Annotated in this window: 25 protein-coding genes; 15 read left to right on the top strand and 10 right to left on the bottom strand. The window is 65.0% G+C overall.

What is annotated here, in order from left to right; genetic code table 11:
• The first annotated feature begins 86 nt into the window (after positions 1–86).
• The 3 genes from sfsA to lolD are packed head-to-tail and all read left to right on the top strand — an operon-like array spanning position 87 to position 2,874.
• Positions 87–803: a DNA/RNA nuclease SfsA gene (sfsA, locus tag LQD11_RS01685; protein WP_238615957.1), complete on the top strand. Its 717-nt coding sequence runs from the start codon at positions 87–89 to the stop codon at positions 801–803.
• A gap of 30 nt (positions 804–833) precedes the next feature.
• Positions 834–2,081 (top strand): lipoprotein-releasing ABC transporter permease subunit, encoded by a 1,248-nt coding sequence (locus LQD11_RS01690; protein ID WP_238615958.1) that lies wholly within the window; start codon positions 834–836, stop codon positions 2,079–2,081.
• A gap of 13 nt (positions 2,082–2,094) precedes the next feature.
• Positions 2,095–2,874 (top strand): lipoprotein-releasing ABC transporter ATP-binding protein LolD, encoded by a 780-nt coding sequence (lolD, locus tag LQD11_RS01695; protein ID WP_238615959.1) that lies wholly within the window; start codon positions 2,095–2,097, stop codon positions 2,872–2,874.
• On the opposite strand, the gene LQD11_RS01700 is transcribed toward lolD, so the two are convergent.
• Complete coding sequence (locus LQD11_RS01700) at positions 2,782–3,333, bottom strand: DUF2062 domain-containing protein (RefSeq protein WP_238615960.1); 552 nt, start codon at positions 3,331–3,333, stop codon at positions 2,782–2,784. The genes lolD and LQD11_RS01700 overlap by 93 nt on opposite strands.
• Before the next feature lie 89 nt (positions 3,334–3,422).
• Between LQD11_RS01700 and LQD11_RS01705 the strand changes: the two genes are divergently transcribed.
• Both LQD11_RS01705 and LQD11_RS01710 read left to right on the top strand, forming a co-directional pair.
• Positions 3,423–5,717 carry a DNA internalization-related competence protein ComEC/Rec2 gene (locus LQD11_RS01705; RefSeq protein WP_238615961.1) on the top strand — a complete coding sequence of 765 codons (2,295 nt, stop codon included), beginning with the start codon at positions 3,423–3,425 and terminating at the stop codon, positions 5,715–5,717.
• Positions 5,718–5,791: 74 nt separating this feature from the next.
• Entirely contained in the window at positions 5,792–6,415 is a 624-nt protein-coding gene (locus tag LQD11_RS01710; RefSeq protein ID WP_238615962.1) for a LysE family translocator, read from the top strand.
• Here the strand turns inward: LQD11_RS01710 and LQD11_RS01715 are convergent.
• Positions 6,410–6,910 (bottom strand): acyl-CoA thioesterase, encoded by a 501-nt coding sequence (locus LQD11_RS01715; RefSeq protein WP_238615963.1) that lies wholly within the window; start codon positions 6,908–6,910, stop codon positions 6,410–6,412. The two genes, LQD11_RS01710 and LQD11_RS01715, sit on opposite strands and share 6 nt — an antisense overlap.
• Before the next feature lie 67 nt (positions 6,911–6,977).
• Between LQD11_RS01715 and LQD11_RS01720 the strand changes: the two genes are divergently transcribed.
• From LQD11_RS01720 to kdsB, 6 genes are read left to right on the top strand one after another with little or no spacing between them, the layout of a single operon-like run.
• Complete coding sequence (locus LQD11_RS01720; RefSeq protein WP_238615964.1) at positions 6,978–7,610, top strand: MotA/TolQ/ExbB proton channel family protein; 633 nt, start codon at positions 6,978–6,980, stop codon at positions 7,608–7,610.
• A complete protein-coding gene (locus LQD11_RS01725; RefSeq protein WP_238615965.1) occupies positions 7,607–8,026 on the top strand; it encodes an ExbD/TolR family protein in 420 nt (139 codons plus the stop codon). The genes LQD11_RS01720 and LQD11_RS01725 overlap by 4 nt, the downstream gene beginning before the upstream one ends.
• The gene (gene msbA / locus LQD11_RS01730; RefSeq protein ID WP_238615966.1) at positions 8,023–9,807 is read left to right on the top strand and encodes a lipid A export permease/ATP-binding protein MsbA; all 1,785 of its coding nucleotides are present in this window, start codon (positions 8,023–8,025) and stop codon (positions 9,805–9,807) included. The genes LQD11_RS01725 and msbA overlap by 4 nt, the downstream gene beginning before the upstream one ends.
• An 18-nt stretch (positions 9,808–9,825) precedes the next feature.
• Positions 9,826–10,833, top strand: a complete 1,008-nt coding sequence (gene lpxK, locus LQD11_RS01735) for a tetraacyldisaccharide 4'-kinase (protein WP_238615967.1) — start codon at positions 9,826–9,828, stop codon at positions 10,831–10,833.
• Between the two features lie 7 nt (positions 10,834–10,840).
• On the top strand, positions 10,841–11,035 hold the full coding sequence (locus tag LQD11_RS01740; RefSeq protein ID WP_238615968.1) for a Trm112 family protein: 195 nt from the start codon (positions 10,841–10,843) through the stop codon (positions 11,033–11,035).
• Positions 11,036–11,079: 44 nt separating this feature from the next.
• Entirely contained in the window at positions 11,080–11,835 is a 756-nt protein-coding gene (gene kdsB, locus LQD11_RS01745; RefSeq protein WP_008932722.1) for a 3-deoxy-manno-octulosonate cytidylyltransferase, read from the top strand.
• Here the strand turns inward: kdsB and LQD11_RS01750 are convergent.
• Genes LQD11_RS01750 through LQD11_RS01760 form a run of 3 tightly spaced genes read right to left on the bottom strand, consistent with a single transcriptional unit; the run spans position 11,832 to position 14,493 of the window.
• On the bottom strand, positions 11,832–12,779 hold the full coding sequence (locus tag LQD11_RS01750; RefSeq protein WP_238615969.1) for a metal ABC transporter permease: 948 nt from the start codon (positions 12,777–12,779) through the stop codon (positions 11,832–11,834). The genes kdsB and LQD11_RS01750 overlap by 4 nt on opposite strands.
• Entirely contained in the window at positions 12,776–13,585 is an 810-nt protein-coding gene (locus LQD11_RS01755) for a metal ABC transporter ATP-binding protein (RefSeq protein ID WP_238615970.1), read from the bottom strand. The genes LQD11_RS01750 and LQD11_RS01755 overlap by 4 nt, the downstream gene beginning before the upstream one ends.
• 11 nt (positions 13,586–13,596) lie before the next feature.
• Positions 13,597–14,493: a metal ABC transporter solute-binding protein, Zn/Mn family gene (locus tag LQD11_RS01760; RefSeq protein WP_238615971.1), complete on the bottom strand. Its 897-nt coding sequence runs from the start codon at positions 14,491–14,493 to the stop codon at positions 13,597–13,599.
• Between the two features lie 287 nt (positions 14,494–14,780).
• Between LQD11_RS01760 and LQD11_RS01765 the strand changes: the two genes are divergently transcribed.
• Positions 14,781–15,974 (top strand): BaiN/RdsA family NAD(P)/FAD-dependent oxidoreductase, encoded by a 1,194-nt coding sequence (locus LQD11_RS01765; RefSeq protein WP_238615973.1) that lies wholly within the window; start codon positions 14,781–14,783, stop codon positions 15,972–15,974.
• A gap of 16 nt (positions 15,975–15,990) precedes the next feature.
• Here LQD11_RS01765 and LQD11_RS01770 read toward each other — a convergent pair whose 3' ends face one another.
• The 3 genes from LQD11_RS01770 to LQD11_RS01780 form a co-directional block, all read right to left on the bottom strand.
• Positions 15,991–16,446, bottom strand: coding sequence for a NapC/NirT family cytochrome c (locus LQD11_RS01770; protein ID WP_238615974.1), 456 nt, complete (start codon positions 16,444–16,446; stop codon positions 15,991–15,993).
• Positions 16,447–16,496: 50 nt separating this feature from the next.
• Positions 16,497–17,987, bottom strand: coding sequence for an ammonia-forming cytochrome c nitrite reductase subunit c552 (locus LQD11_RS01775; RefSeq protein WP_238615976.1), 1,491 nt, complete (start codon positions 17,985–17,987; stop codon positions 16,497–16,499).
• Positions 17,988–18,098: 111 nt separating this feature from the next.
• Positions 18,099–18,650 (bottom strand): DUF2058 domain-containing protein, encoded by a 552-nt coding sequence (locus LQD11_RS01780; RefSeq protein WP_238615978.1) that lies wholly within the window; start codon positions 18,648–18,650, stop codon positions 18,099–18,101.
• A gap of 84 nt (positions 18,651–18,734) precedes the next feature.
• Here LQD11_RS01780 and LQD11_RS01785 point away from each other — a divergent pair, with 84 nt between their 5' ends.
• Positions 18,735–19,223 carry an LEA/WHy family protein gene (locus LQD11_RS01785; RefSeq protein ID WP_238615980.1) on the top strand — a complete coding sequence of 163 codons (489 nt, stop codon included), beginning with the start codon at positions 18,735–18,737 and terminating at the stop codon, positions 19,221–19,223.
• Between the two features lie 28 nt (positions 19,224–19,251).
• Here the strand turns inward: LQD11_RS01785 and LQD11_RS01790 are convergent, their stop codons facing one another.
• Positions 19,252–19,941: an MOSC domain-containing protein gene (locus tag LQD11_RS01790; protein ID WP_238615982.1), complete on the bottom strand. Its 690-nt coding sequence runs from the start codon at positions 19,939–19,941 to the stop codon at positions 19,252–19,254.
• Entirely contained in the window at positions 19,938–20,480 is a 543-nt protein-coding gene (gene gloA / locus LQD11_RS01795; protein WP_420828241.1) for a lactoylglutathione lyase, read from the bottom strand. Before gloA ends, LQD11_RS01790 begins: the two co-directional genes overlap by 4 nt.
• A gap of 109 nt (positions 20,481–20,589) precedes the next feature.
• On the opposite strand from gloA, the gene LQD11_RS01800 reads away from it, so the two are divergent.
• Entirely contained in the window at positions 20,590–21,204 is a 615-nt protein-coding gene (locus LQD11_RS01800) for a BMC domain-containing protein (RefSeq protein ID WP_238615984.1), read from the top strand.
• A gap of 49 nt (positions 21,205–21,253) precedes the next feature.
• Positions 21,254–23,032 (top strand): CBS domain-containing protein, encoded by a 1,779-nt coding sequence (locus LQD11_RS01805; RefSeq protein WP_276315645.1) that lies wholly within the window; start codon positions 21,254–21,256, stop codon positions 23,030–23,032.
• The last annotated feature ends 19 nt before the right edge of the window (positions 23,033–23,051 follow it).

Consider the following 23,051-nt stretch of genomic DNA (forward strand, 5'->3'; position numbering starts at 1 on the left):
CTTGATGTGTCTGAATATAGCACCGCACCCAGGGTGAGGAAATACTGCTCGTTCCCGCCCGTTCCCCGATGGAGACCCTTTGTCCGATGATCTTTTCCCAGCCCCTGGCTTCCGGCATCCTGCAGCGGCGTTACAAGCGTTTTCTGGCCGACGTGCTCATGGATGACGGCGAGACGATCACCGCCCATTGCCCCAATACCGGTTCCATGCTGGGCTGCATGACGCCGGGGTCCCGGGTCTGGCTCAGCCGTTCCGAGGATCCGAAGCGGAAATACCCCCATACCTGGGAACTGGTGGAGGCCGACGGGGTCATTGTGGGCATCCATACCGGTCGCGCCAATACGCTGGTGGAGGAGGCGATCCGTGCCGGCAGGGTGCCGGAGTTGGCACACTTCACCGGCCTGAGACGGGAGGTGAAGTACGGTCTGCACAACAGTCGCATCGATCTGTTGCTGGATCTGGACGGCGTGGACTGCTACGTGGAAGTGAAGAACGTTACGGCGGCCGTACAGGAGGGGGGCGTGGCCCTGTTTCCCGATGCCGTGTCCAGTCGTGGCAGCAAGCACCTGCGGGAGCTGATCGCCATGGTGGAGGCGGGGCATCGGGCAGCCCTGATCTTCTGCGTCCAGCGAGAGGATGTCCACGGTGTCCGTCCGGCGGATGCCATCGATCCGGAATACGGGATCTGGCTGCGCCGGGCCCATGCGGCCGGGGTGGAGGTGCTGGCACTGGGTGCCCGGGTCTCGCCTTGCGGGATTGAACTCATGCGTCCCCTGCCGGTGGACCTGTCGATCCACATATGAATTCACCTTGGCCTGTGATTTAATCCGCCCATGTTTCGACCCCTTGAGATCTTCGTCGGCCTTCGCTACACCCGTGCCAAGCGCCGCAACCACTTCATTTCCTTCATCTCCCTCATTTCCATGCTGGGGATTGCCCTGGGCGTCACCGCGCTGATCACGGTGCTGTCGGTGATGAACGGGTTCGAGAAGGAGCTGCGGGAGCGCATCCTGGGCATGGCGTCCCACGCCACCATTGCCGAATTCGATGGCCGCCTGCGCCACTGGCCCGAGGTGATGGCCCAGGTGGAAGGGGCCGACCGTGTCGTGGGCGTGGCGCCTTTCGTGGAGGCGGAAGGGATGTTTTCCAGTGGCCGGCAGGTCAGCGGGGCGATGATCCGCGGCGTGGTGCCCGATCTGGAGGCCCGTGTCTCCCAGGTGGGTGAACACATCATCCTCGGCAGCATGGATGGGTTGCAGCCGGGACGGTTCGGCGTGGTGCTGGGACGGGAGTTGGCGCTGGCGCTGGGCGTGGGCGTGGGCGACAAGGTGACGCTGATCACTCCCCAGGCGGCGGTGACCCCCGTGGGCGTGCTGCCGCGCATGCGTCGTCTGGACGTGGTGGGGGTGTTCGAGGTGGGCATGTTCGAATATGACCGCAGCAGTGCCTTCATCCATCTGGACGATGCCCAACAGATCTACCGGATGGATGATGCCGTCACCGGCCTGCGTCTGAAGCTGGATGACATGATGCGGGCACCGCTGATTGCCCGTCAGGTGGCCTCCGAGCTGGAGGGACGCTTCTGGGTCAATGACTGGACCCGCCAGCACGCCAACTTCTTCCGTGCCGTGCAGACGGAAAAGACCGTCATGTTCATCATTCTGTCGCTGATCGTGGCGGTGGCGGCCTTCAACATCGTCTCCACTCTGGTGATGGTGGTGATCGACAAGCAGTCGGACATCGCCATCTTGCGCACCCTGGGCATGACACCGTTCTCGGTGATGCTGGTCTTCATGGTCCAGGGGACGCTGATCGGCGTGGTCGGCGCGGTGCTCGGGGTGATTGGCGGGGTCACGCTGGCCCTGAACGTGGAAACCATCGTTCCCGCCATCGAATCCCTGCTGGGCCTGAAGTTCCTGTCGCCGGATGTGTACTACATCTCCGACCTGCCGTCCGACCTGAAGCTGCACGATGTCACGCGGGTGGGCCTGCTGGCCTTTGGTCTGACGGTGATTGCCACCCTGTATCCGGCCTGGCGGGCCTCCCGCACCCAGCCGGCCGATGCCCTTCGATACGAGTAGCGGGAGAACTTTCATGGTGGATTGGCAGATCGATACCCGAGGCCCGGTGATCCAGTGCCGCGGCCTTGGCAAGACCTTCGATGAAGGCGGACTCAAGGTGGATGTCCTGAGCGCCGTCGATCTGGAGGTGCAGCCGGGGGAGAAAGTGGCCATCGTTGGTGCCTCGGGTAGCGGCAAGAGTACCCTGCTGCATCTCCTGGGGGGGCTGGATCTGCCCACCCAGGGCACGGTGAGCATCTGTGGCCAGGACGTGGCCCGCCTTTCCGACGCCAGACGCGGCAAACTGCGCAATCGGCATCTGGGGTTCATTTATCAGTTTCATCATCTGTTGCCGGAATTCACGGCGCTGGAAAACGTGGCCATGCCGCTGCTGATCCGTGGTGAGAATCCGGGGGTGGCGGCGGACCGTGCCCGCAGCCTGCTGGAGCGGGTGGGATTGACCAACCGCGTGGCCCACAAGCCGGGTGAACTCTCCGGCGGGGAGCGTCAGCGGGCCGCCATTGCTCGCGCCTTGATCACCGAGCCCCACGCGGTGCTGGCGGATGAACCCACCGGCAATCTGGATCGAGGGCGGGCGGAGGAGATCTTCCAGCTGATGCTGCGTCTGAATCGCCAGTTGCGCACCGCCTTTGTGGTGGTGACCCACGACATGCAACTGGCGGAGCGCATGGACCGGGTCATGATGCTGGAAGAAGGGCGGCTAAGGCCCCTGCGCCGGTCCTCCGCGGCGTCCGAGCCGGGGAAGGCGCCGCCGCTTGAGGTCCAGACGGCGCACGATGTGCAGTCGCCATAGCAACCGTATGGCGATGTACCCCGCCAGCCCGGCGACCACGCTCATCACCAGACTGCCCAGCAGCAGCGGTTTCCAGATCACCACCAGTTCCCCGGTGAACCAGGACAGGTTCAGTTCAAAGGAGAATCCCCGCCGCGGCTCGCCCATCAGGAAACGCCCGATGGTGTAGGCGACGTAGTAGATGGGGGCCATGGTGAGGGGGTTGCTGATCCAGACCAGCAGCACGGAAATGGGCAGGTTCACCCGCACGATGATCGCCAGGGCAGCCGCGGTGAGCATCTGGGCCGGGATGGGCAGAAAGGCCACGAACAGGCCGACGCCGAACGCCCCGGCCACGGACCGTCGGTTCAGGTGCCACAGGTTGGGATCATTGAGTACCGCGCCGAAGAAGCGCAGGGATTCATGTTCCCGTACTTTGTGGTAGGTTGGAAACAGGCTCTTGATGAGCTTTTTTGCCATGGATTCTTGCACGGTTCGGGGGGCCACGGTCCCGCGGCGGATGCCTCGGGCGGGCCGCCCATTATGGATGCTTTTCCAGGGAGCGGAAGATGCAAAGCCAGGCCTTGGCGTTTCTTCTCGGGGTGCTGGTCCTCCACAGCCTTCCCCATCTGCCCACGCTTGCGTGGGTCGTTGTCTGCCTGGCCGTGCCCCTATTCTACAGATTCATGCCTTTGGCGCGATGGCCGGCCATCGCCCTGTTAGGCTTTTCATGGGCTTTGTTGCACACTCATCTGGTGGCCGGTCCGTGGCTGCCCGCGGGACTCTCCGGACAGGACATGACCCTGATTGGGGTGGTGGACTCCCTGCCGGAAGCACTGGACCGCGGGGTTCGCTTCGGTTTTCGGGTCGAAGGCCGGGCGGACGGCATGTACGACCCGGATGAGCGGCTGCCCCGACGGGTACGGGTGGCCTGGTACGGGCAGTCTCCCGACATGGTACCCGGGGAGCGCTGGCAGCTGACCCTGCGCCTGCGCCGGCCCACGGGGTTTCGCAATCCCGGTGGTTTCGATTATGAGGGCTGGCTGTTTCGCCAGGGTTACGGTGCCACCGCCTATGTGCGTGAGCCGGACTCGGCACTACGGCTCGGCATGGATGACCGCCCGATCCATCGGCTGCATCGCCTGCGGGCCGATCTGGTCGAGCGGATGGGGCAGGGGCTGGACGGGCGCCCCTACGCCGGGATCCTGCGGGCACTGGCGGTCGGGGACCGTTCCGGTATCGCGCCGGAGCAGTGGACCACCCTGATCGATACCGGCACCAATCACCTGATGGCCATCTCCGGCCTGCATGTGGGCCTGATGGCGGGGATGGGATACGGCTTGATGCTCTGGGGCTGGCGACGGGTGCCGGCGCTGGCACTGAGGCTGCCCGCCCAGCGGGCGGCGGTGATCGGTGCCTTGATCTGCGCCGCCGGTTATGCGGCCCTGGCCGGATTTGCCGTCCCCACCCAGCGGGCCCTGGCCATGCTCGTGGTGGCCCTGGGTGCCCTTTGGCTCGGGCGCGTGGCCCGGCCGGGCCGGACCTTGGCGCTGGCGCTGCTGGTGGTGCTGGGGCTGGACCCGCGTGCGGTGCTGGATGCCGGATTCTGGCTCTCCTTTGCCGCCGTGGGGGTGATCCTGTATGCCATGACGGGTCGATTGCAAAGACCCGGCGGGATCAGGGCGGTGCTGCGTATCCAGTGGGTGGCGGGGGTCGGGCTACTGCCCCTGACCCTGGTGATGTTCCAGCATGGCTCGCTGGTTTCCCCGCTGGCCAACCTGGTGGCCGTGCCCTGGGTCAGCGTGGTGGTCGTTCCCCTCACCCTGGGCGGTGTGTTGCTGGCCCCGCTGATCCCCTGGGCCGCCCAGTGGTGCTGGCTGGCGGCCCATCTGGCCGTCAGCCTCCTGTGGCCGTTGCTGGAGCACATGGGATCATGGCCCTGGTCCCTGTGGCGGGCGGCGCCCCCGTTCTGGACCCTGTGGCCGGCCCTGCTGGGGCTGGCCCTGATCCTGGCGCCCCGAGCCCTGCCTGCCCGCTGGTTGGGAGTGCTGTTGCTGCTGCCCATGCTCTGGCCGGCCAGGCCGTCACTGCAGCCGGGGGAGTTTCGGCTCACCGTGCTGGATGTGGGGCAGGGGCTGGCCACGGTGGTGCAGACCCGTGACCATACCCTGGTTTACGACACGGGCCCGCGCTTCAGCCCGCGCTTTGATGCCGGATCGGCGGCGGTGGTGCCCTATCTGCGGCACGAGGGACGGGGGCGGGTGGATCGGCTGGTGGTCAGCCACGGCGACAACGATCATATCGGCGGCGCCCCGGCCATCCTGGACAGTCTTCGGGTGGGCGAGGTGCTGAGCCGGTCTCCGGAGCGGTTGCCCCATGCCCTGAGCCGGGAGTGTCTGCGGGGCGAGACCTGGCAATGGGACGGGGTGACGTTCCGCATGCTGCATCCACCGCCGGGCTGGGGGGATGACAACGAGTCTTCCTGTGTGCTCCATGTGAGCGGCCCCGGGGGTTCGGTGCTGTTGCCCGGGGATGTGGAGCGACTGGGAGAGGCCGTACTGGTGCGCGGTGAAGGGGAGGGACTGTCCGCGGACGTGCTGCTGTTGCCTCACCATGGTTCGCGCACGTCCTCGTCGGAGGCCCTGCTGGACCGGGTTTCACCCCGGCTGGCCCTGGTGAGCACCGGTTTTGAAAACCGCCTGGGGCATCCCCATGAAGAAACCCTCGAACGGCTTCGGGTCCGTGGCATTCCGCTGCTGGACCCCGCCCATGAAGGCGCCCTGCGGGTGGACTTTGTGCCGGGGGAGGGGGTCATCGTGCAGTCGGGGCATCGTCACGCGGCCCGCCGCCACTGGCACCGCTGAGGTTTTTTTGAATACGTCATTCCCGCGAAAGCGGGAATCCATTGATCGAATACAGGAACAAAAAGGTCACATCGATGATCACCAGCCTAAGCACCGGGATGATCCTGGGATTTTCCGCCGGCATGGCGCCGGGTCCCCTGCTGGCCCTGGTGATCTCCGAAACCCTGCAACATGGTGCCCGCGCCGGGATCAAGGTGGCCCTGGCGCCGGTACTGACGGATCTTCCCATCATTCTGCTGACCCTCTTCGTACTCAGCCGGCTTTCCGGACTGGATACCCTGCTGGGCCTGATCTCCCTGGGCGGCGGGGTGTTCCTGTGCTACCTGGCCTGGCAGGGACTGACGTTTTCCGGCAGCCCCATGGGGGCGGAAGCGGCGCCCCGGGAGCGGTCGCTGCAAAAGGCGGTGCTGGTCAATGTCCTGAGTCCCCATCCCTACCTGTTCTGGCTGACCGTGGGAGGCCCCCTGACGGTCAGGGCGCTGGAGCAGACCTGGTTTGCCGCGGCGGCCTTCATCGGCAGCTTTTATCTGCTGCTGGTGGGTGCCAAGATCGGCATCGCCGTGCTGGTGGGCCGATCAAGACGGTTGCTCTCCGGCAGACCCTACATCCACACCATGCGCGCCCTGGGCGGGATGTTGCTGGTGCTGGCCCTGCTGCTGCTCCACGAAGGCTGGGAACTGATCAGTGCCGCTTCATGATGCCGGCGTCGGCCGGTACTGCTGGCGAATCTGCTCGTGCCGGCGTTCGATCTCCTGGCGCAGTTCCCGGCGCATGGCGGCATTCTCGTAGCGGCGCCGCTCGGTGGGTGTTTCGATGTCAAGTGAAGGCACCCGGACCGGGCGGCCGTTTCCGTCCACCGCCACCATGGTGAAGTAGGAGGTCATGGCATGACGGCTGTGGTGTTTGATGATGTCTTCGGCGATGACCCGGATGCCCACTTCCATGGAGGTCTTGCCGGTGTAATTGACCGAGGCCAGAAAGGTCACCAGTTCGCCGACTCTGAGCGGTTCGCGGAAAAAGACCTGGTCCACCGACAGGGTGACCACATAGTTGTTGGAGTAACGGGCCGCGCAGGCATAGGCGGCCTGATCCAGCAGCCGGAGCGTGGCGCCGCCATGGACATGTCCGGAAAAGTTGGCCATGTCCGGGGTCATCAGCACGCTCATGGTGAGGGTCTTCTGCTGTTTTTCCATTTTTCCTTCAAGCCCCTGTTTCAAGTATCATGCCCTCCAGTCGAATCAACCCGGAGTGACGCAAGACGTGTTTGAACTGGTCAAGGCCGGTGGCTGGCTGATGCTGCCCATCATCGCATGTTCGGTGATTGCGCTCGCCATCGTGATCGAACGATTCTGGACCTTGCGCCGCCGTCGGGTCGTCCCACCCCAGCTGGTGGTGCAGATCTGGCAATGGATTCAGGCCGGTGAACTGGACGAAGCCCGCATTCGCGCCCTGCGGGAAGGTTCTCCCCTGGGGCGAATCCTGGCCACCGGGCTGGTGAATCGGCGCAGTTCCCGGGAGGTCATGAAGGAAACCATCGAGGAAACCGGCCGTCGCGTGGCTCATGAGCTGGAACGCTTTCTCAATACCCTGGGCACCATTGCCGCCATCACCCCCCTGCTGGGACTGCTGGGTACCGTCGTTGGCATGATACAGGTGTTTTCCGTCATCACGGCAGTGGGCGTGGGCAGCCCCGGCGAGCTGGCCGCCGGCATCTCCCAGGCCCTGATCACCACGGCGGCGGGGATCTCCGTGGCCATTCCCGCCATGATCTTTCACCGCTATTTTCGCGGTCGGGTGGACGAGCTGGTGCTGGACATGGAGCAAGAGGCCATCAAGCTGGTGGAAGTGCTCAAGGGTGAACGGGTGGCCGCCCCCGGGGTGAAGCCGTCTTGAATTTCCGTCGTCGACAGACCGAGGAGATCGGGGTCAACCTTACGCCCTTGATCGACGTGGTGTTCCTGCTGCTGATTTTCTTCATGGTGTCCACCACCTTTGACCGTCATTCCGTGCTGCAGCTGGAACTGCCCCGGGCCGACTCCCTGGAGCAGGAGAGTCCGCCCCGTGCCCTGGATCTGGTGATCGATGCCCAGGGACGCTATTTCCTCGACGGCGCCGAGCTGATCAATACCCGCCCCGAGACCCTGCGGGCGGCACTGACGGAGTTCCTCGGCGGTCGGGAGGACATTCCCCTGGTGATCCGGGCCGATGCCCGCACCCCGCACCAGTCCGTGGTCACCGCCATGGACGTGGCCGGGCGCCTCGGTGTGTCCCGCCTGTCCATCGCCACCTTGGGCGGTGAGCCGGAATGAGCCGTCCTTCATCACTTCCCGGACAGACCCAGTATCAGATCCCCGGCGTGGAGGTCTATCGCCGGCTGCTGTCCCATTCCCTGAAATACTGGCCCTACCTGCTGATGGCCCTGGTGGCCATGCTCATCACCGCCGCCACCGAGACCGGCTTTGCCGCCCTCATGCGGCCCCTGATGGACGGCAGTTTCGTGGACCGGGACCCGGATGCCATCCGCTGGATTCCTCTGGCCATCATCGGCATCTTCTTCATCCGCGGCGTGGCGGAATTCCTGTCCAACTACACCATGAAGTGGGTGGGGCGGCAGGTGGTGAAGGAACTGCGCGGGCGCATGTTCCGGCATCTGTTGCAGATGCCCGTGTCCTATTTCGACCGCAATGCCGGCGGTCAGCTCATCTCCCGTCTGACCTACAATGTGGAGCAGGTGGCGGCGGCCTCCACCGACAGCATCACCATCCTGATCCGGGATACGGTCACGGTCCTGGGTCTGCTCGGTTGGATGCTGTACCTGAACTGGAAGCTCACCCTGGCGGTACTCATCGTGGCCCCGGCGGTGGCCTTTGCGGTGGACCGGGTGACCCGCCGGTTCCGCAAGATCAGCCGTCGCATCCAGGCCTCCATGGGGGATGTGACCCACGTGGCCGGCGAGGTGATGGACGGCAACCGGGTGGTCAAGATCTTCGGCGGCGAGGACTACGAACAGTCCCGCTTCGACGAGATCAACGAACGCAACCGTCGCCTGCACATGAAGATGGTGGCCACCCAGGCCAGCAATCTGCCCATCATCCAGTTCTTCGTCGCCATCGCCCTGGCCCTGATCGTGTGGATCGCCACCCACGAATCCCTGCTCCAGGATGTGTCGGTGGGGACCTTCGTGTCCTTCATCACCGCCATGCTGCTCCTGCTGACACCCATTCGCCGTCTGGTGAACGTCAACGCCATGCTGCAGAAGGGCATCGCCGCCGGACAGAACATCTTCGGTCTGCTGGATGAGCCCCTGGAGCGGGACCAGGGCACCCTGTCCCTGGATCGGGCCAGGGGCGAGATCCGGCTGCGGGGCGTGAGCTTCAGCTACGATGCCGCCAAGGGGGATGTGCTGCGGCAGATCGACCTTGACGTGGCCCCGGGAGAAACCTTGGCCCTGGTGGGCCGTTCCGGCAGCGGCAAGACCACGTTGGTCAACCTGCTGCCCCGCTTCTATGAACCCCAGCGGGGCGAGGTGCTGCTGGACGGGGTGGACATTCGCCAGTACCGCCTGGCGGATCTGCGTCGCCAGATCGCCTATGTGGGGCAGCACGTGACCCTGTTCAACGACACCATCGCCAACAACATCGCCTACGGCAGCCAGGTGGACCCCTCCGATGAACGCCGCATCCTGGAAGCGGCGGAGGCGGCCCAGGCCATGGAGTTCATCCGTCGTCTGCCCGAAGGACTCAACACCCTGGTGGGGGATAACGGGGTCCTGCTCTCCGGTGGTCAGCGTCAGCGCCTGGCCATCGCCCGGGCCCTGCTCAAGGATGCCCCCATCCTGATCCTGGACGAGGCCACCTCGGCCCTGGACACGGAGGCTGAACGGCACATCCAGAAGGCGTTGGATCACCTGCTGCAAAATCGTACCACCCTGGTCATCGCCCACCGTCTGTCCACGGTGGAAAAGGCCGATCGCATTGTGGTGATGCAGGATGGCCGCATCCTGGAGACCGGCACCCATCGGGACCTGCTGGCCCGGGACGGCATGTATGCCCACCTGCACCGTCTGCAGTTCAGTGACGATGGGTTGTAAGGGTGTGGGGCAGGAGACATGGGGCCGGTGAAATCCCTGGATCATTACTGGAACGACCGCAACCCGGTCGCCCTGGCCCTCTATCCGCTGTCGCTGCTGTATACCGCCGTGGTCCTGCTCAACCGGGCCCGGCATCGTCACCGCAACCGCTATCGTCCCCGGCTGCCGGTGCGGGCGGTGATCGTGGTGGGCAACCTGACCGTGGGGGGGACCGGCAAGACCCCCATGGTGGTCTGGCTCTGTGGCCTGCTCAAGGACCACGGCTACCGGCCCGGAGTGGTCAGCCGGGGGTACGGGGGGCAGGCCCGGCACTGGCCCCAGCCGGTGACGCCGGAGAGCGATCCGGCTCAGGTGGGAGACGAGCCGGTGCTGATCGCCATCCGCGGTGGTTGTCCGGTCTACGTGGACCCGGATCGCAATCGGGCGGCGCGGGCGCTGCTGGCGGCCCATGACTGCGACATCATCGTCGCCGACGACGGCCTGCAGCACCATGCCCTGCGGCGGGATCTGGAGATCGTCATGGTGGATGGCCAAAGACGCTTCGGCAACGGTCTGTGCCTGCCGGCGGGTCCGTTGCGCGAGCCGCCGGGACGACTGGACGAGGTGGACTTCGTGGTGGTCAACGGTCCGCCCCGACCCGGGGAGCGGGCCATGCAGCTCACCGGCACCCTGGCCCTGTCGGTGCAACGGCCGGAACAGGTCATGGCCCTGGCGGCGCTGTGCGGCCGGCGGGTCCATGCCCTGGCGGGGATCGGGCACCCGCCCCGTTTCTTCGACATGCTCACGGCGGCCGGTCTGGAAGTGATCCCCCATGCTTTTCCGGATCATCATCCCTACACGGTGGATGAGATACGCTTTGACGACGGTCTTCCGGTACTGATGACCGAGAAGGATGCCGTAAAATGCCGGGGCATGGCCGGCCCCGAACACTGGTTCGTACCCGTCAGCGCCGTGCCCGAGCCGGCCCTGGCATCGGCAATACTGCGCGCGGTCCAGGCCCTGGACCGCCTTCACAGCTTGAGGTAATGGAACGATGGACAAACGCTTGCTCGATATTCTGGTCTGCCCGGTCACCAAGGGTCCCCTGATCCATGACAAGGAACGGAGCGAACTCGTCTCCCGCGGCGCCCGGCTGGCCTATCCCATCCGTGACGACATTCCGGTGATGCTGGAAGACGAGGCCCGCCGGCTGACGGAAGAGGAACTGGAGAAGTGGAAGGACAAGTGATCCGTCGGGGATCATCCATGGTTGCAGTCACGGAGAGGTACTGAATGTCCTTCAAGGTGGTCATCCCGGCCCGTTACGGTTCCACGCGCCTGCCCGGCAAGCCCCTGGTGGACCTGGCGGGCAAGCCCATGGTGCAACATGTCTGGGAGCGGGCCCAGGCCAGCGGAGCCGAGGACGTGGTCCTGGCCACGGACGATGCCAGGATCGAGGCGGCCGCCCGGGCCTTCGGCGCCCGGGTCTGCCTGACCTCGGTGCATCACGCTTCCGGCAGCGACCGAATCGCGGAGGTGGCGGCGCGAATGGACTGGCCGGACGATGCCATCGTGGTGAACCTGCAGGGGGACGAGCCCCTGACTCCGCCCTGCATCGTGCGCCAGGTGGCGGAGAATCTGGCCGCCCGTCCGGAAGCCATGATCGCCACCTTGTGCACCCCCATCACCCGGGCTGCCCAACTGTATGATCCTCACACCGTCAAGGTGGTGCGGGATGCCCGGGATTTCGCCCTCTATTTCAGCCGTGCCCCGATTCCCTGGGAACGGGATGCCCTGGATATGGAAGTGTCACCGGCCCTGCAGGTCTGCAAGCGCCACATCGGCCTCTACGCCTACCGGGTGGGGTATCTGAAGCGCTTCACCTGCATGGAGAGCTGTGCCCTGGAACGGCTTGAGAGCCTGGAGCAGTTGCGGGCCCTCTATCATGGCGCCAGGATCCATGTGGACGTGGCCCTGGAAACCCCGCCGGCGGGGGTGGACACCCAGGAGGACGTGGAGCGGGTCACCCTGGTGCTGCGGCAGGCCTAGCCGGCGGCCGGGGAGGGTGCCCGCAGACGTCGGGCACGCCACCACCGCGCCAACAGTCCATGGCGGGGTGCCAGCAGCAGGGTGATCAGGAACAGCGCCGCCGCCACCAGCACGATGGCGCCCCCCGATGCCACGTCCAGCCGGAAGGACAGGTAAAGTCCCACCACCGATGCGGTCACGCCGACGGCCACCGACAGCATCATCATGGTGGTCAGCCGTTCCGTCAGCAGGTGGGCGGTGGCCCCCGGCGTGATGAGCATGGCCACCACCAGGATGATCCCCACGGTTTCCAGGCTGGCGACGATGGTCAGGGTCAGCAGCAGGATCAACCCGTAATGGATCAGCCCGGTGTTGAAGCCCAGGGCCTGGGCCTGCATGGGGTCGAAGGTGTACAGCAGCAGCGGCCGGTAGAAGGCCCATACCGCCAGTAATGCCAGCAGTCCCGCGAACAGGGTCAGCAGCAGGGCCGGGTACTGGACGCCCAACACGTTGCCGAACAGGATGTGCATGAGGTGGGTGTTGGTGGCGATCTTGCCGATGATGACCACGCCCAGGGCAAAGGCCGCCGTGAACATGAGCCCCATGGCGGCATCCGCCTTGAGCCGGGTGTGTCTCTCCAGGGCGCCGATGCCCACCGAGGTGAGGGCGCCGGCGATGAAGGCGCCGATGAAAAAGGGCCAGCCCAGCAGATAGGCAATGGCCACGCCGGGCAGGACCGCATGGGAGATGGCATCTCCCAGCAGCGACCAGCGCTTGAGCACCACAAAGCAGGACAGCAGGCCGCAGATGGCGCCCACCAGGATGGCGGTGAGCAGGGCCCGCTGCATGAAGCTGTAACTGAAGGGTTCCGCCAGGGCATCGGGTAGCAGGCCCACCCCCAGCATCAGTACCCACAGCAGGGCGTCGATCAGCCCGATGCCCAGGGTTTCCAGGATCTCCATCATGGAAAGGCCTCCAGGGGTGGGTCGCGCCGGGCCACCGGGCGCCATCCGGCCACCGCCGTGCATGCCAGCATCTCGTCCACCAGCATGTTGTCGGGCGCACCCATGCCCACGATGGTGCGATTGATCAGCAGTACCTGATCGGCATAGCGTCTGGCACTGTCCATGTCATGGGTGACCATCACCACCGTGCGACCGGCGGCCCGCTGCCGGGCCAGCAGGTCCAGGATCAGCCGTTCACTGGCGGCATCCACCCCGGCCAGGGGCTCATCCAGCAGCAGCAGCCGGGCTTCCTGGGCCAGGGCCCGGGCCAGCAGCACGCGCTTTTTCTGTCCCCCGGAGAGGGCGCCGATGGGGCGGCTGGCGAAATCCCGCATGTTCACCGCCTCAAGGCACCGGTGCACCACGTCCCAGTGACGGGACTCGGCCCAGCGGGGCGGCAGCAGCCGGCGCCACCAGGGATCTGTGCGCATGTGGCCGAAACGTCCCGTCAGCACCGTGTCCTGCACGGAGATGGGGAAGTCCCATTCCACCGCTTCCTGCTGGGCCATGTAGGCGATATGCCCCAGGCGGCGCTGCCGGGCCGGGTCCTCTCCATGCACCGTGACCTCCCCGCGCAGCGGTTTCATCACCCCCAGCAGGATGCGGAACAGGGTGGACTTGCCGGCCCCATTGGGGCCGATGATGGCGGTCCACTTGCCCGCGGGCAGGGCGATGTCCACATCCTCCAGCACGGGCTGGCCGTCATAGGCGGCGCTCAGGCGCTTCACCTCGACGGCCATGGGTTTGGGTGTCAGTCTCAGGACCACGTCGGGTTTCCTCATGGTGTGCCCAGATGCCGGCGCAGCAAGGCGGCATTATGGCGCATCATGGCGGCATAATCTTCGGCACCGCTACCGGGTTCTCCCAGGGAGTCCACATAGAGCGGTCCGGCCACGGCCACGCCGGTGTCGGCGGCCACGCTACGCACATGCCGGTCCGAAATCGTGCTTTCCCAGAACAGGGTCCGGGGCCGGCTTTCGCGGACCCGATCCACGATGCGCATGATTTGTCTGGGGGAGCCCTCGGTTTCCGCATTGGTCCCCCAGACCCCGTCATGCTCGAAACCATAGGCGGCGGCAAAGTAGACGAAGGCGGCCTCGCTGGTGATCAGCAGGCGCTGATCATCGGGGATGTCGGCCAGGGTCTGTTCGAGTTCTTCATGCAGGGCCAAAAGGCGTTGTTCCAGCCGGTTGGCCCGTTGCTGGAAATCCCGCGCCCGCTCCGGCCACTGTCCGGCCAGGGCGGCGGCGATGGCATGGCCGTAGGCGGCTGCCGCCCGCGGGTCCATCCACAGGTGGGGATCGGGCACGCCCGCGAATTCACCGGTGATGATGGGCCGGGTCTCGAATCCGGAGGCTTCGGCGACAGCGATCACGGGAGTCTGGTTGCGCACGGTGCCTTTCACCTGAGGCATCCACTGTTCCAGATCCAAACCGTTGTAGAAGACGATATCCGCCCGTTCCAGGCTCATGAAGTTGCGTGGCGTGAGTTCCCAGTCGTGGACCTCGGCGCCCACCGGGGTCAGCACGTCAACGGTGATGTCTTCACCGGCGACTTCCCTGACCAGGTCGCCCAGTATGGAAAAGGTGGCCACCACCCGGCCCTCCCGTGCCCCGACGGGGGCGGTCCAGGCGATCAGAAGTACGAGTAGGGTGAGCAGGCTGGCGCGGAACATGGGGCAATCCTTTTGGGTGGCTTGGCTTTATGATAATTGGACTTATTCCACATTATAAGTTCCACGTTGTTCTCCTTTGGTCGCTCTAATGCCCCTTTGTCACTCCCGCGAAAGCGGGAGCCCAGGGGCTTTTGGGTTCGTTCCTGGATTCCCGCTTTCGCGGGAATGACCGCGGTGCCGGTCCTGCTTGCCCACATATTCGACCGGGATTCCCGCCTGCACGGGAATGACACCTGGGTGAGGGGGGCTTATCATTTTTCCGCCTGTCTGATCTAGAATCGCCCCCCATGAATCATTCCCCTATGGCTCGCCACTTCGATGTGGTCATTATCGGCGCCGGTGCCTCCGGGCTCATGTGCGCCGCCGTCGCCGGCGCCCGCGGCCGGCGAGTGCTGGTGCTGGACCATGCCAACAAGGTGGGCAAGAAGATCCTCATGTCCGGCGGCGGGCGCTGCAATTTCACCAATCGTCATGTGGGACCGGATAACTATCTGTGCCGTAACCCCCATTTCGTCAAATCCGCCCTGAGCCGCTATACCCCGGCCGACTTCATTGCCCTGGTGGAGCGTCACGGCATCGCCTATCACGAGCGCAGCCACGGCCAGCTGTTCTGCGACCATTCCGCCAAGGATATTCTCCGCATGCTGTTGGATGAATGCCGGGCCGGCGGTGTGCGTATCGAGACCCGCAGTCCGGTCAGCGACCTGCGGATCGGCGAACCCCATCAATTGTTCTGCCCCCAGGGGCCGGTGAGCTGCGAGTCCCTGGTGATCGCCACCGGCGGATGTTCCATCCCCACCCTCGGGGCCACCGACTTCGGCATGGCGCTGGCGCGCTCTCTGGGCATGACGGTGCATCCGCCCCGGCCCGCCCTGGTGCCCCTGACCCTGTCCGGACGCACCCTGGAACGGGTGCGCGATCTCTCCGGCATCGCCCTGGAGGCACGGGTGACCGTGGCGGGCCACAGCTTCAAGGAAAACCTCCTGTTCACCCACCGCGGACTCAGTGGTCCCGCCGTGCTGCAAGCTTCTTCCTACTGGGAACCGGGTCTGCCGGTGGAGATCGACCTGTTGCCGGAGCTGGATCTGGCCGCCCATCTCCAACGTCTGCGTCGGGAGCGGCCCAAAATGGCCCTCAAGACCTGGCTGGGGCAGCATCTGACCCGGCGGGTGGCCCAGCGCTGGTGCGAGTGCTGGGTGGAGGACAAGCCGCTGGAGCAACTCACCACCGGGGATATCGAGGCGGTGGAGGCCGCCTGCAAGCGCTGGACCGTGTGGCCCTCCGGCACAGAGGGCTACCGGACCGCGGAGGTGACCGTGGGCGGGGTCGACACGGAGGCCCTGTCGTCGAAGACCATGGCCTGCCGGGATCGGCCGGGGTTGTATTTCATCGGCGAGGTGATGGACGTGACGGGGCATCTGGGCGGTTACAACTTTCAGTGGGCCTGGTCATCGGGCCACGCGGCGGGGCAGTGCGTATAGGACTCGTCCGGCCCGCCTACCGTCGCCCATGGCGCTGTTCCCTCACCGCCGCCACATGGCCCGACTCATGGCAGGCCATGCAGCTGCCCGTCGCCGCCATATAGCCCTCATGCCGGGCCAGGAAGAAGGGTTGGTGGACCGCCGCCGTCTCCGTCAGGTGGCAGCCCTTGCAGTTGGCCTGGGTCTTTTCGGGGTATGAGGGCAGCCGGTCGTGGTGGGGATCCCGCTGTCCGGTGAAGACCAGGAACATCTTGCGCGCGCCTTGCACCTTGTCCCGCATGAAGCCTCCCGTGTGGCAGTCCAGACAACCCACCTCGGGGTGTTGCCCCTGATCCCAGGAGACCTTCTCATAGGCATGACAACTGCTGCAGAAGGCATCGGTGGTGGTCATGTGGTGCCCGGCGGTGCCCCCCAAGGCCAGCAATGCCAACAGGATGAGGAGCGCGGCCATGGTCCGGAACATCTTCATCATTCTGTCCTCCCCGCTCGGGCGGGCCGATCGGCCCGCCGGTGGTCTCGGTCTCAACGCAGACGCTGGTTACCGTCCCAGATCAGCTCTGCCTCCGGCAGCAGGGGCAGATAGCCGAGCCAGGGGTGGCTCTCCAGATGGGCCGGATCCTGCTGCAGCTTGCGGCTGTGTTCCCGGATGGGCGGGACCAGTTCACCGATGGGGCGGTCCATGGATTCGGCGATGGCATGGCCGGTGGCCCGAATCGCCAGCTGCACCGCCTCGTCGCTGTACTGCTGGGAAGAGGCCAGCGTATCCAGGGCCTTCACCGGGTTGTGGGCACCGGCGCTGTTCTCGGCGGAGACGTAGTCCCAGAACCATTGCCCCTTGCGTACCTTTTCCCTGGCCTGGGCCAGCAGGGCCTGGTCCACACCGGGCCATTCCATGGCCTGACGCACGGCCTCATGGGCGCGCACGGATTTTTCCTGGGCGATGTTGAGCTGACGCCATACCCGGGCCTGATTGTATTCGGTGCGTTCCCTGAGTTGGGCCGGGGTGAGCTGATCGTGGCAGCCCAGGCAGGCGCTGCGGATCATCGCCTCGCTCTTGAGGGGCGAGGTCCAGTGATGGGAGGTGATGGTGGCCGGTCCCACCCGAACCCGGGGCATGTGGCAATCGGCGCAGCTGACCCCGGCCTGGGCATGGACGCTGTCATGGAACATTTCGTATTCCGGATGCTGGGCCTTGAGCATGGGGGTTTTCGACACCGCGTGCACCCAGTCCCGGAACTGACCGCTGAAGCCGTCCCGGTCCGGGTCTCCGGCAGACTTGAAGCGGTAGATGTCTTCCGGATTCATGCCTTCATCCCAAGGCAGGTGGGGCTTGGCGGCAACCCCGTGTTCGCCGGTTTCAAAGTAGTACTCCACGTGACACTGGGCGCAGACCAGGGTGCGCATCTCGTCCCGCGAAGCCTGTCGCCAGTCTCGTCCCTGGCGTTCGAGGGCTTCGGTCAGCGGGACGCTGGTGATGACCAAGCGCATGTGATCCGACGGGTCGTGGCAGTTGGTGCAGCCGATGGTGTGCCGGTCCGGGTCCAGGACGGTGCGGAAGCGGTGGAAATTCATGGCCCAGAAGTCGTCACCGTAACGGGTCAGCAGCTGGGGCATGGCGTTGGTCTTGCAGTTGTAGCAGGTGGCGGGCAGACCGGCGTGTTCATCGTAGCGGTTGACCCGGTCGGTATGGGTGACGTCCCGCAGGGCAAAGGTATGGCCGCGGGCGCGGTCGTAGTGATACATGAACGGATAGCCCAGCCAGAGGTTCTTCAGATAGGGCTGAGCGTGCTTGTAGCCCTTGGGCAGGGGATTGAAGTCATCATGTTTTCGATGGGGGACGGAACCGCCGAATTCGGTCATCCGGGTGTCGTCCCGGTTCTCCAGGTAGGACTGGTACTGGGGCAGATGCCGGAAGGCGGCATTGCCTTCTCCCGGGTCCAGGTCTTCGGCCATGAGCCATGGCGGCAGGATAACCAGGCCGGTGACGGCAAGCAGGGTAATGAGACTGCGCATGACGCCCTCCCCAGGGTATGCCCGCGGGACGGCCCAGAACACCTGCTGTCACGGCGGGGTGGATGAATGCCCTTGACCCTGAGAATAGCAGGTGTTTCACTCCGCGACCCGTTACCACATCAGGTCGTCCGGCACCTCATACCCGGCGTAGGGGTCATCCTCGTCCTTCTGCGTTTTTTGCGCCGGCTCGTTGAGCAGCACCAGCCGCGAGGCATCCCGTTCGCGGATCTTTTCCGCCGCGTCCCTGGGTACGATGTCGTAGTGTTCGTCATCCAGGGTGACGATGCCCAGGCGGCCGTTGCCCAGTCGGTCCCGCTGTTCCCGGGTCACCAGGATGCGCCGGACGGTGGTGCCGTGCTGGAAGTGGTAGGGCAGTTCCGCGCCTTCCCGGGACTGCCGATGGGTGTCCACCAGCTGTCGCACCTGGGCTTCCAGGGCGCGGCGCTCGGCCGCTTCCTTTTGCCGGCGATTCAGTTCCCGTGACCTTTCCGCTTCAAGGCGACGGGCCTCTTCCGCCGCCTTCAGTGCCGGGTCCGGGGGGGTGTCGGCCGGTTGGCCGGCCTTGCCCTTGCGCTTGCGGGCCTCGTCGTGCCGCACCTTCTTGACACGCTTCTCGTCCACCAGCCCCGCTTTGAGGAGCTGTTCTTGAAAGGGGTTGGCCATGGCAATTCCGGGATTTGGGCGATGGGAGTGGGTGGATTATTCTACCCGCTCACGTCTCAAAGTGCAGATGCACAGGCCCGCCCCATGAGCAAACATCCGTTCTCGCCCCGTCGTCGTCTTTTTCTTCTGTCCGCCGGCGCCTTGCTGGTATCCGGCTGTGCCGGCATGCGGCCCGGCTACGAGACTCCGTCCTTGCTGCTGGACTCCTTCCGGCCCCTGCCTTCCGATTCCCTCTCGCCCCGGTTTCTCATCGGGCTGCGGGTGGTCAATCCCAATCCGACGCCGCTGCCCCTGCGGGGCATGAGCTACCACGTGGAGCTGGAGGGGCGGCGGCTGATCACCGGCGTGGCCAGTGACCTGAAGACGGTGCCCGCCTACGGGGAGCAGCTCATCGAGGTGCAGGCGGGGATCGATCTCATCAATGGGCTGCGGTTGTTCAATGACCTGCTCGGCCAGACCCAGCGGGATACCTTCCGTTACACCCTGAAGGCCCGGATGGACACGGGGGGACTGAGCCGGTTCCTGACCCTGGAGGAGGCGGGGGAGATCTCGCTGGCGGGGATGCGGCGGTGATGCGCATCCCCGCCGGCGAGAGGGCGGATCAGGGGAACAGGCGACCCTGGTCCGCCTGCCGGCGCCGATAATCCAGTCGCTGGCGGAACCGGTCCCGGTACACCTTCGCCAGCGGCGCCAGCTCGGCCAGGGCCTGGAGGCCGGCATTGTCGGCCTCGGTGTCCATGTGGACCGCCCAGACCCGGGCAACACTCACCCGGGCGGGATGGGGCTCGATGCGTTCCAGTGGTGCATTCGGCGCCACCCATCCCGGCTCCAGGGTGCGGTAGAGCCAGCCGATGGCGCCGCTGTGGGACATGCGCCGGCTCAGTCTCGGTGCTTCATGCCGGGCCTCCAGGGTGCTGCAGGGGGAGCGGGGTTGGCTCACCTGGATCACCGCCTCGCCCCAGCGAAAGCAGTCACCGATGCAGACCTCCCTTTCCGACAGGCCTTCGGTGCTGAGATTCTCGCCAAAGGCGCCCGGCGCCAGTTCACCCTCCAGAAAAGGGTAGTGCCGGATCCACAGGGCATAGTGCTGGGCCGGGTAGTGACACACGGTCCGGTCGGGGCCGCCGTGATGCTGTACATTGACCACCCGATCCCCCTTGAACCCGTCCCGGTCCAGCCAGGTCGGGGTATCGGTCGCCTGCTTGTCCATGGCGGAAGGACGACCGCTGGCTTCCACGATCAGCGGTCGGTCCCGCAGGAAGGGGCCCCGGGCGGGCCAGGTCTCGCTCATGCGCCGTTGCCCAGCTTGCCCAGACGGGCCGGTTCCAGAATCTCGATCCAGTAGCCGTCCGGGTCGGTGACGAAGGCCACGTCCTTGAGGGCCCCTTCCTCGGGCCGCTTGACGAAGGGAACCCGGTTTTCGTCCAGCCAGCGGACGGCGTCATCCAGGTCCGGCACGGCAAAACAGATGTGGCCGAATCCCCGGGGTTCTTCATTGCCGTCGTGGTAGCTGAAATCGGGCTGGTCTTCGGTACCCCAGTTGTGGGTCAGTTCCAGGATGCCGCGCTGGCTGAAGGTCCATCGGGTGCGTTCGTCCCGGTCTTCGGGAACGACTTCGTCCGGGTCCAGGCGGGCCAGGAAATAGAGGGAGAATTCCAGTTCGGGGAAGTCCAGCTTGCGCAGCAGACGCATGCCGAATACCCGGCTGTAGAAGTCCAGGGACCGTTCCGGCGCCTTGATGCGCAACATGCAGTGGTTGAGACGAAACCCCTCGGTCCGGGGCGCGGGCGCGGCCGTCATGCCGGGTTCATGCTCGGTTTCAAAAGCCATGTGATGAGCTCCATGGTTGTTGGGTGTACAGTGTACTTGACCGGGCCAGGAGGGCTCGGGTTTCATTAAGACATTCTTACGTCCCGCTTCCGGATGGCGCCCGCCCGAGATGATCAAGCTTAGAACCTATGTATTCATGGATTCCCTGCAGCCGCAGCTGGCGGCCTACATGGCCACGGTCTCCCAGGGGTTTCTGCCGGTACCGGGGGATGCCTGTTTGTGGATCGAGGTCTCGCCGGGAATGGCGGTGCACCGGCTCACCGACATGGCCCTCAAGGCGACGCGGGTGCGTTTGGCCCAGCAGGTGGTGGAGCGGGCCTACGGCTCGATGGTGATTCACCAGCGGGACCAGAGCGACGTGCGCGAGGCGGGCCGGGTGCTGCTATCCCGCCTTGGGGCACGCCAGGAAGACCGTGAGACCTGCCGGGTCGCCTGGCAGGAAACCATCCGCGGCATCACCCCGGATCACAGTGTTTTGATCAACCGACAGAACCGCCGGGGGTCCATGATCCTGCCGGGGGAGAGTCTGTTCATTCTGGAAACGGAACCGGCGGGTTACGTGGTCTACGCCGCCAATCAGGCGGAAAAGGCGGCCAACATCACCCTGATCGATGTGCGTGCCGTCGGTGCCTTCGGTCGCCTTACCCTCTCGGGCAGCGAGGCGGATGTGGACGAGGCGGCGGAAGCGGCACTGGCGGCGGTGAGGCATCCGGCGGGGATCTGAGCCGGGTCCCTCGGCGTGAACTCGGGCTTCGCGTTTGTGAGGTAGGCCAATGTTCTTTCCCCGACTGCACAGTGTTGCGACACGCCGCTTGGTGACATTGCCCGTCACGGCCACCCTGGCCGACGCACTCGACAGCATGAATCGGCATAACATCCGCACCGTGGTGATTATTGCCGCGGATGGCTATCGCCTGATCCTTTCGAGCATGCTGCTGTCATTCCAGGTCAAGGGTGTGGCCATGTCCACGCCACTGTCGGCGCTGGATCTGCCCGAAGCTCCCATGCTTGATCAGGAAGACTCCGTTCTGGACGGACTCAAGGCGATACGCAATCGTTGCGAGCATGTCTGCTTGGTGGATCAGGGAGGCAAACTGGCCGGCATTGTCAGTTACAGCGATCTGGCTGCCAGCCTGGACCCCAGGATGCTGGCCGAGACCCAGAGTCTGGGCGAGCTGTTACAGGGTGGTCAGCCGCTGGCGGTGGATGATCAACTGCCCGTCAAGGATGTCATGCGCCTGATGGACCTGGGAAAATGTACCGCCACCGTTGCCATTCGTCACGACAGGCCCGTGGGTATCCTGACCCAGCGGGACGTGATTCGCCTGCTGCAATCCGGTGCTGATCTGAACGGGGCTTTGGCGGATTACATGACTCACCCCGTGCTGACTCTGGACGAGCACGCCACCATCGCCGAGGCACTGACGTTTTGCCGTGAAAGACGGATCAAGCGGGTGGTTGTCGTGGATGCCAAGGGGCGCCTCAGCGGCCTTGTCAGCCAGAAAGATCTGGTCAGCCTCTATTACAACCGCTGGTTCACTCTGCTCAGGAATCATCAGCAAGAACTGGACTTGCTCAACCGCAAGCTTGCGGAAATCAACCAGGCGCTCACGACACTGACCGATGAGGTGCCTGCGGCTTTGGTTGTTGTCGACGGGAAGGGGCTGGTCATCCGGGTCAATCAGGCGGTATCGGCGTTATTGGGCTATGGGGTCGAGGAAATGCTGGGTCGGCCCGTGATGGATTTCTTTCAATGCAGCCACCCTGACGACGCCGAGCCCGGTTTGTCAGGGTGGCTGCATTGCGATCAGACCGATACTTTCATTCCCCGGGGCCAGTGCCGGGTATTGCAGTGCCTGGAGCAGGGGCAGGCCTATCAGGGCGATGAAGTGATGATGCGCAAGGATGGTCTGGGGGTGGCGGTGGAACTCAAGGCAAAGCCCCTGGGCGGATCCGGTCACTTCCTGTTCCTGCTGCAGGACGTCAGTGCCGCGGTCGTTCGTTCCCGGCAGCTGGAGCGGGAGCTGAGGCTGTTTACGGGCGGGCCGGTCATGGTCTGTGTGTGGCATCCCAGACCAGGTTGGCCAATGCGTTATGTGTCCAGCAATGTTCTGAGTGTGCTTGGCTTTTCGGTCGAGTCCATGTTGGCGCCGAATTTTCTGTTCGCGGATCTGGTCCATCCCGAGGATCTGCCCCGACTGGAACGGGACACGGCCATGGAGCTGGCCGGTCGTGCGCCCGCCATCGAGCAGCATTATCGATTGCGTAACAAGGCCGGTCGGTATCAGTGGTTTTATGAATACTCGGTGCCGGAGTACGATGATGAGGGCAATCCGCTCATGCTGCGGGGGTACCTGCTGGATCAGACCCAGGAGATCAGGACCCGAAAGGCGCTGGAGGAAGAGGAGCGCAAGTTTCGCATGCTGTTCGATCTGTATCCGGACGGCGTCTTGCTGCTCGACCCGAAGACCACCTTGCCCCTGCAGTTCAATGCCGCCGCTCACCAGACGTTGGGTTATGACGCCGATGCGTTCTCCCGATTGCGTATCTAGGATTACGAGGCCCTGGAAA

The organism is Ectothiorhodospira shaposhnikovii, assembly GCF_022227765.1.
Lineage (GTDB): Bacteria > Pseudomonadota > Gammaproteobacteria > Ectothiorhodospirales > Ectothiorhodospiraceae > Ectothiorhodospira.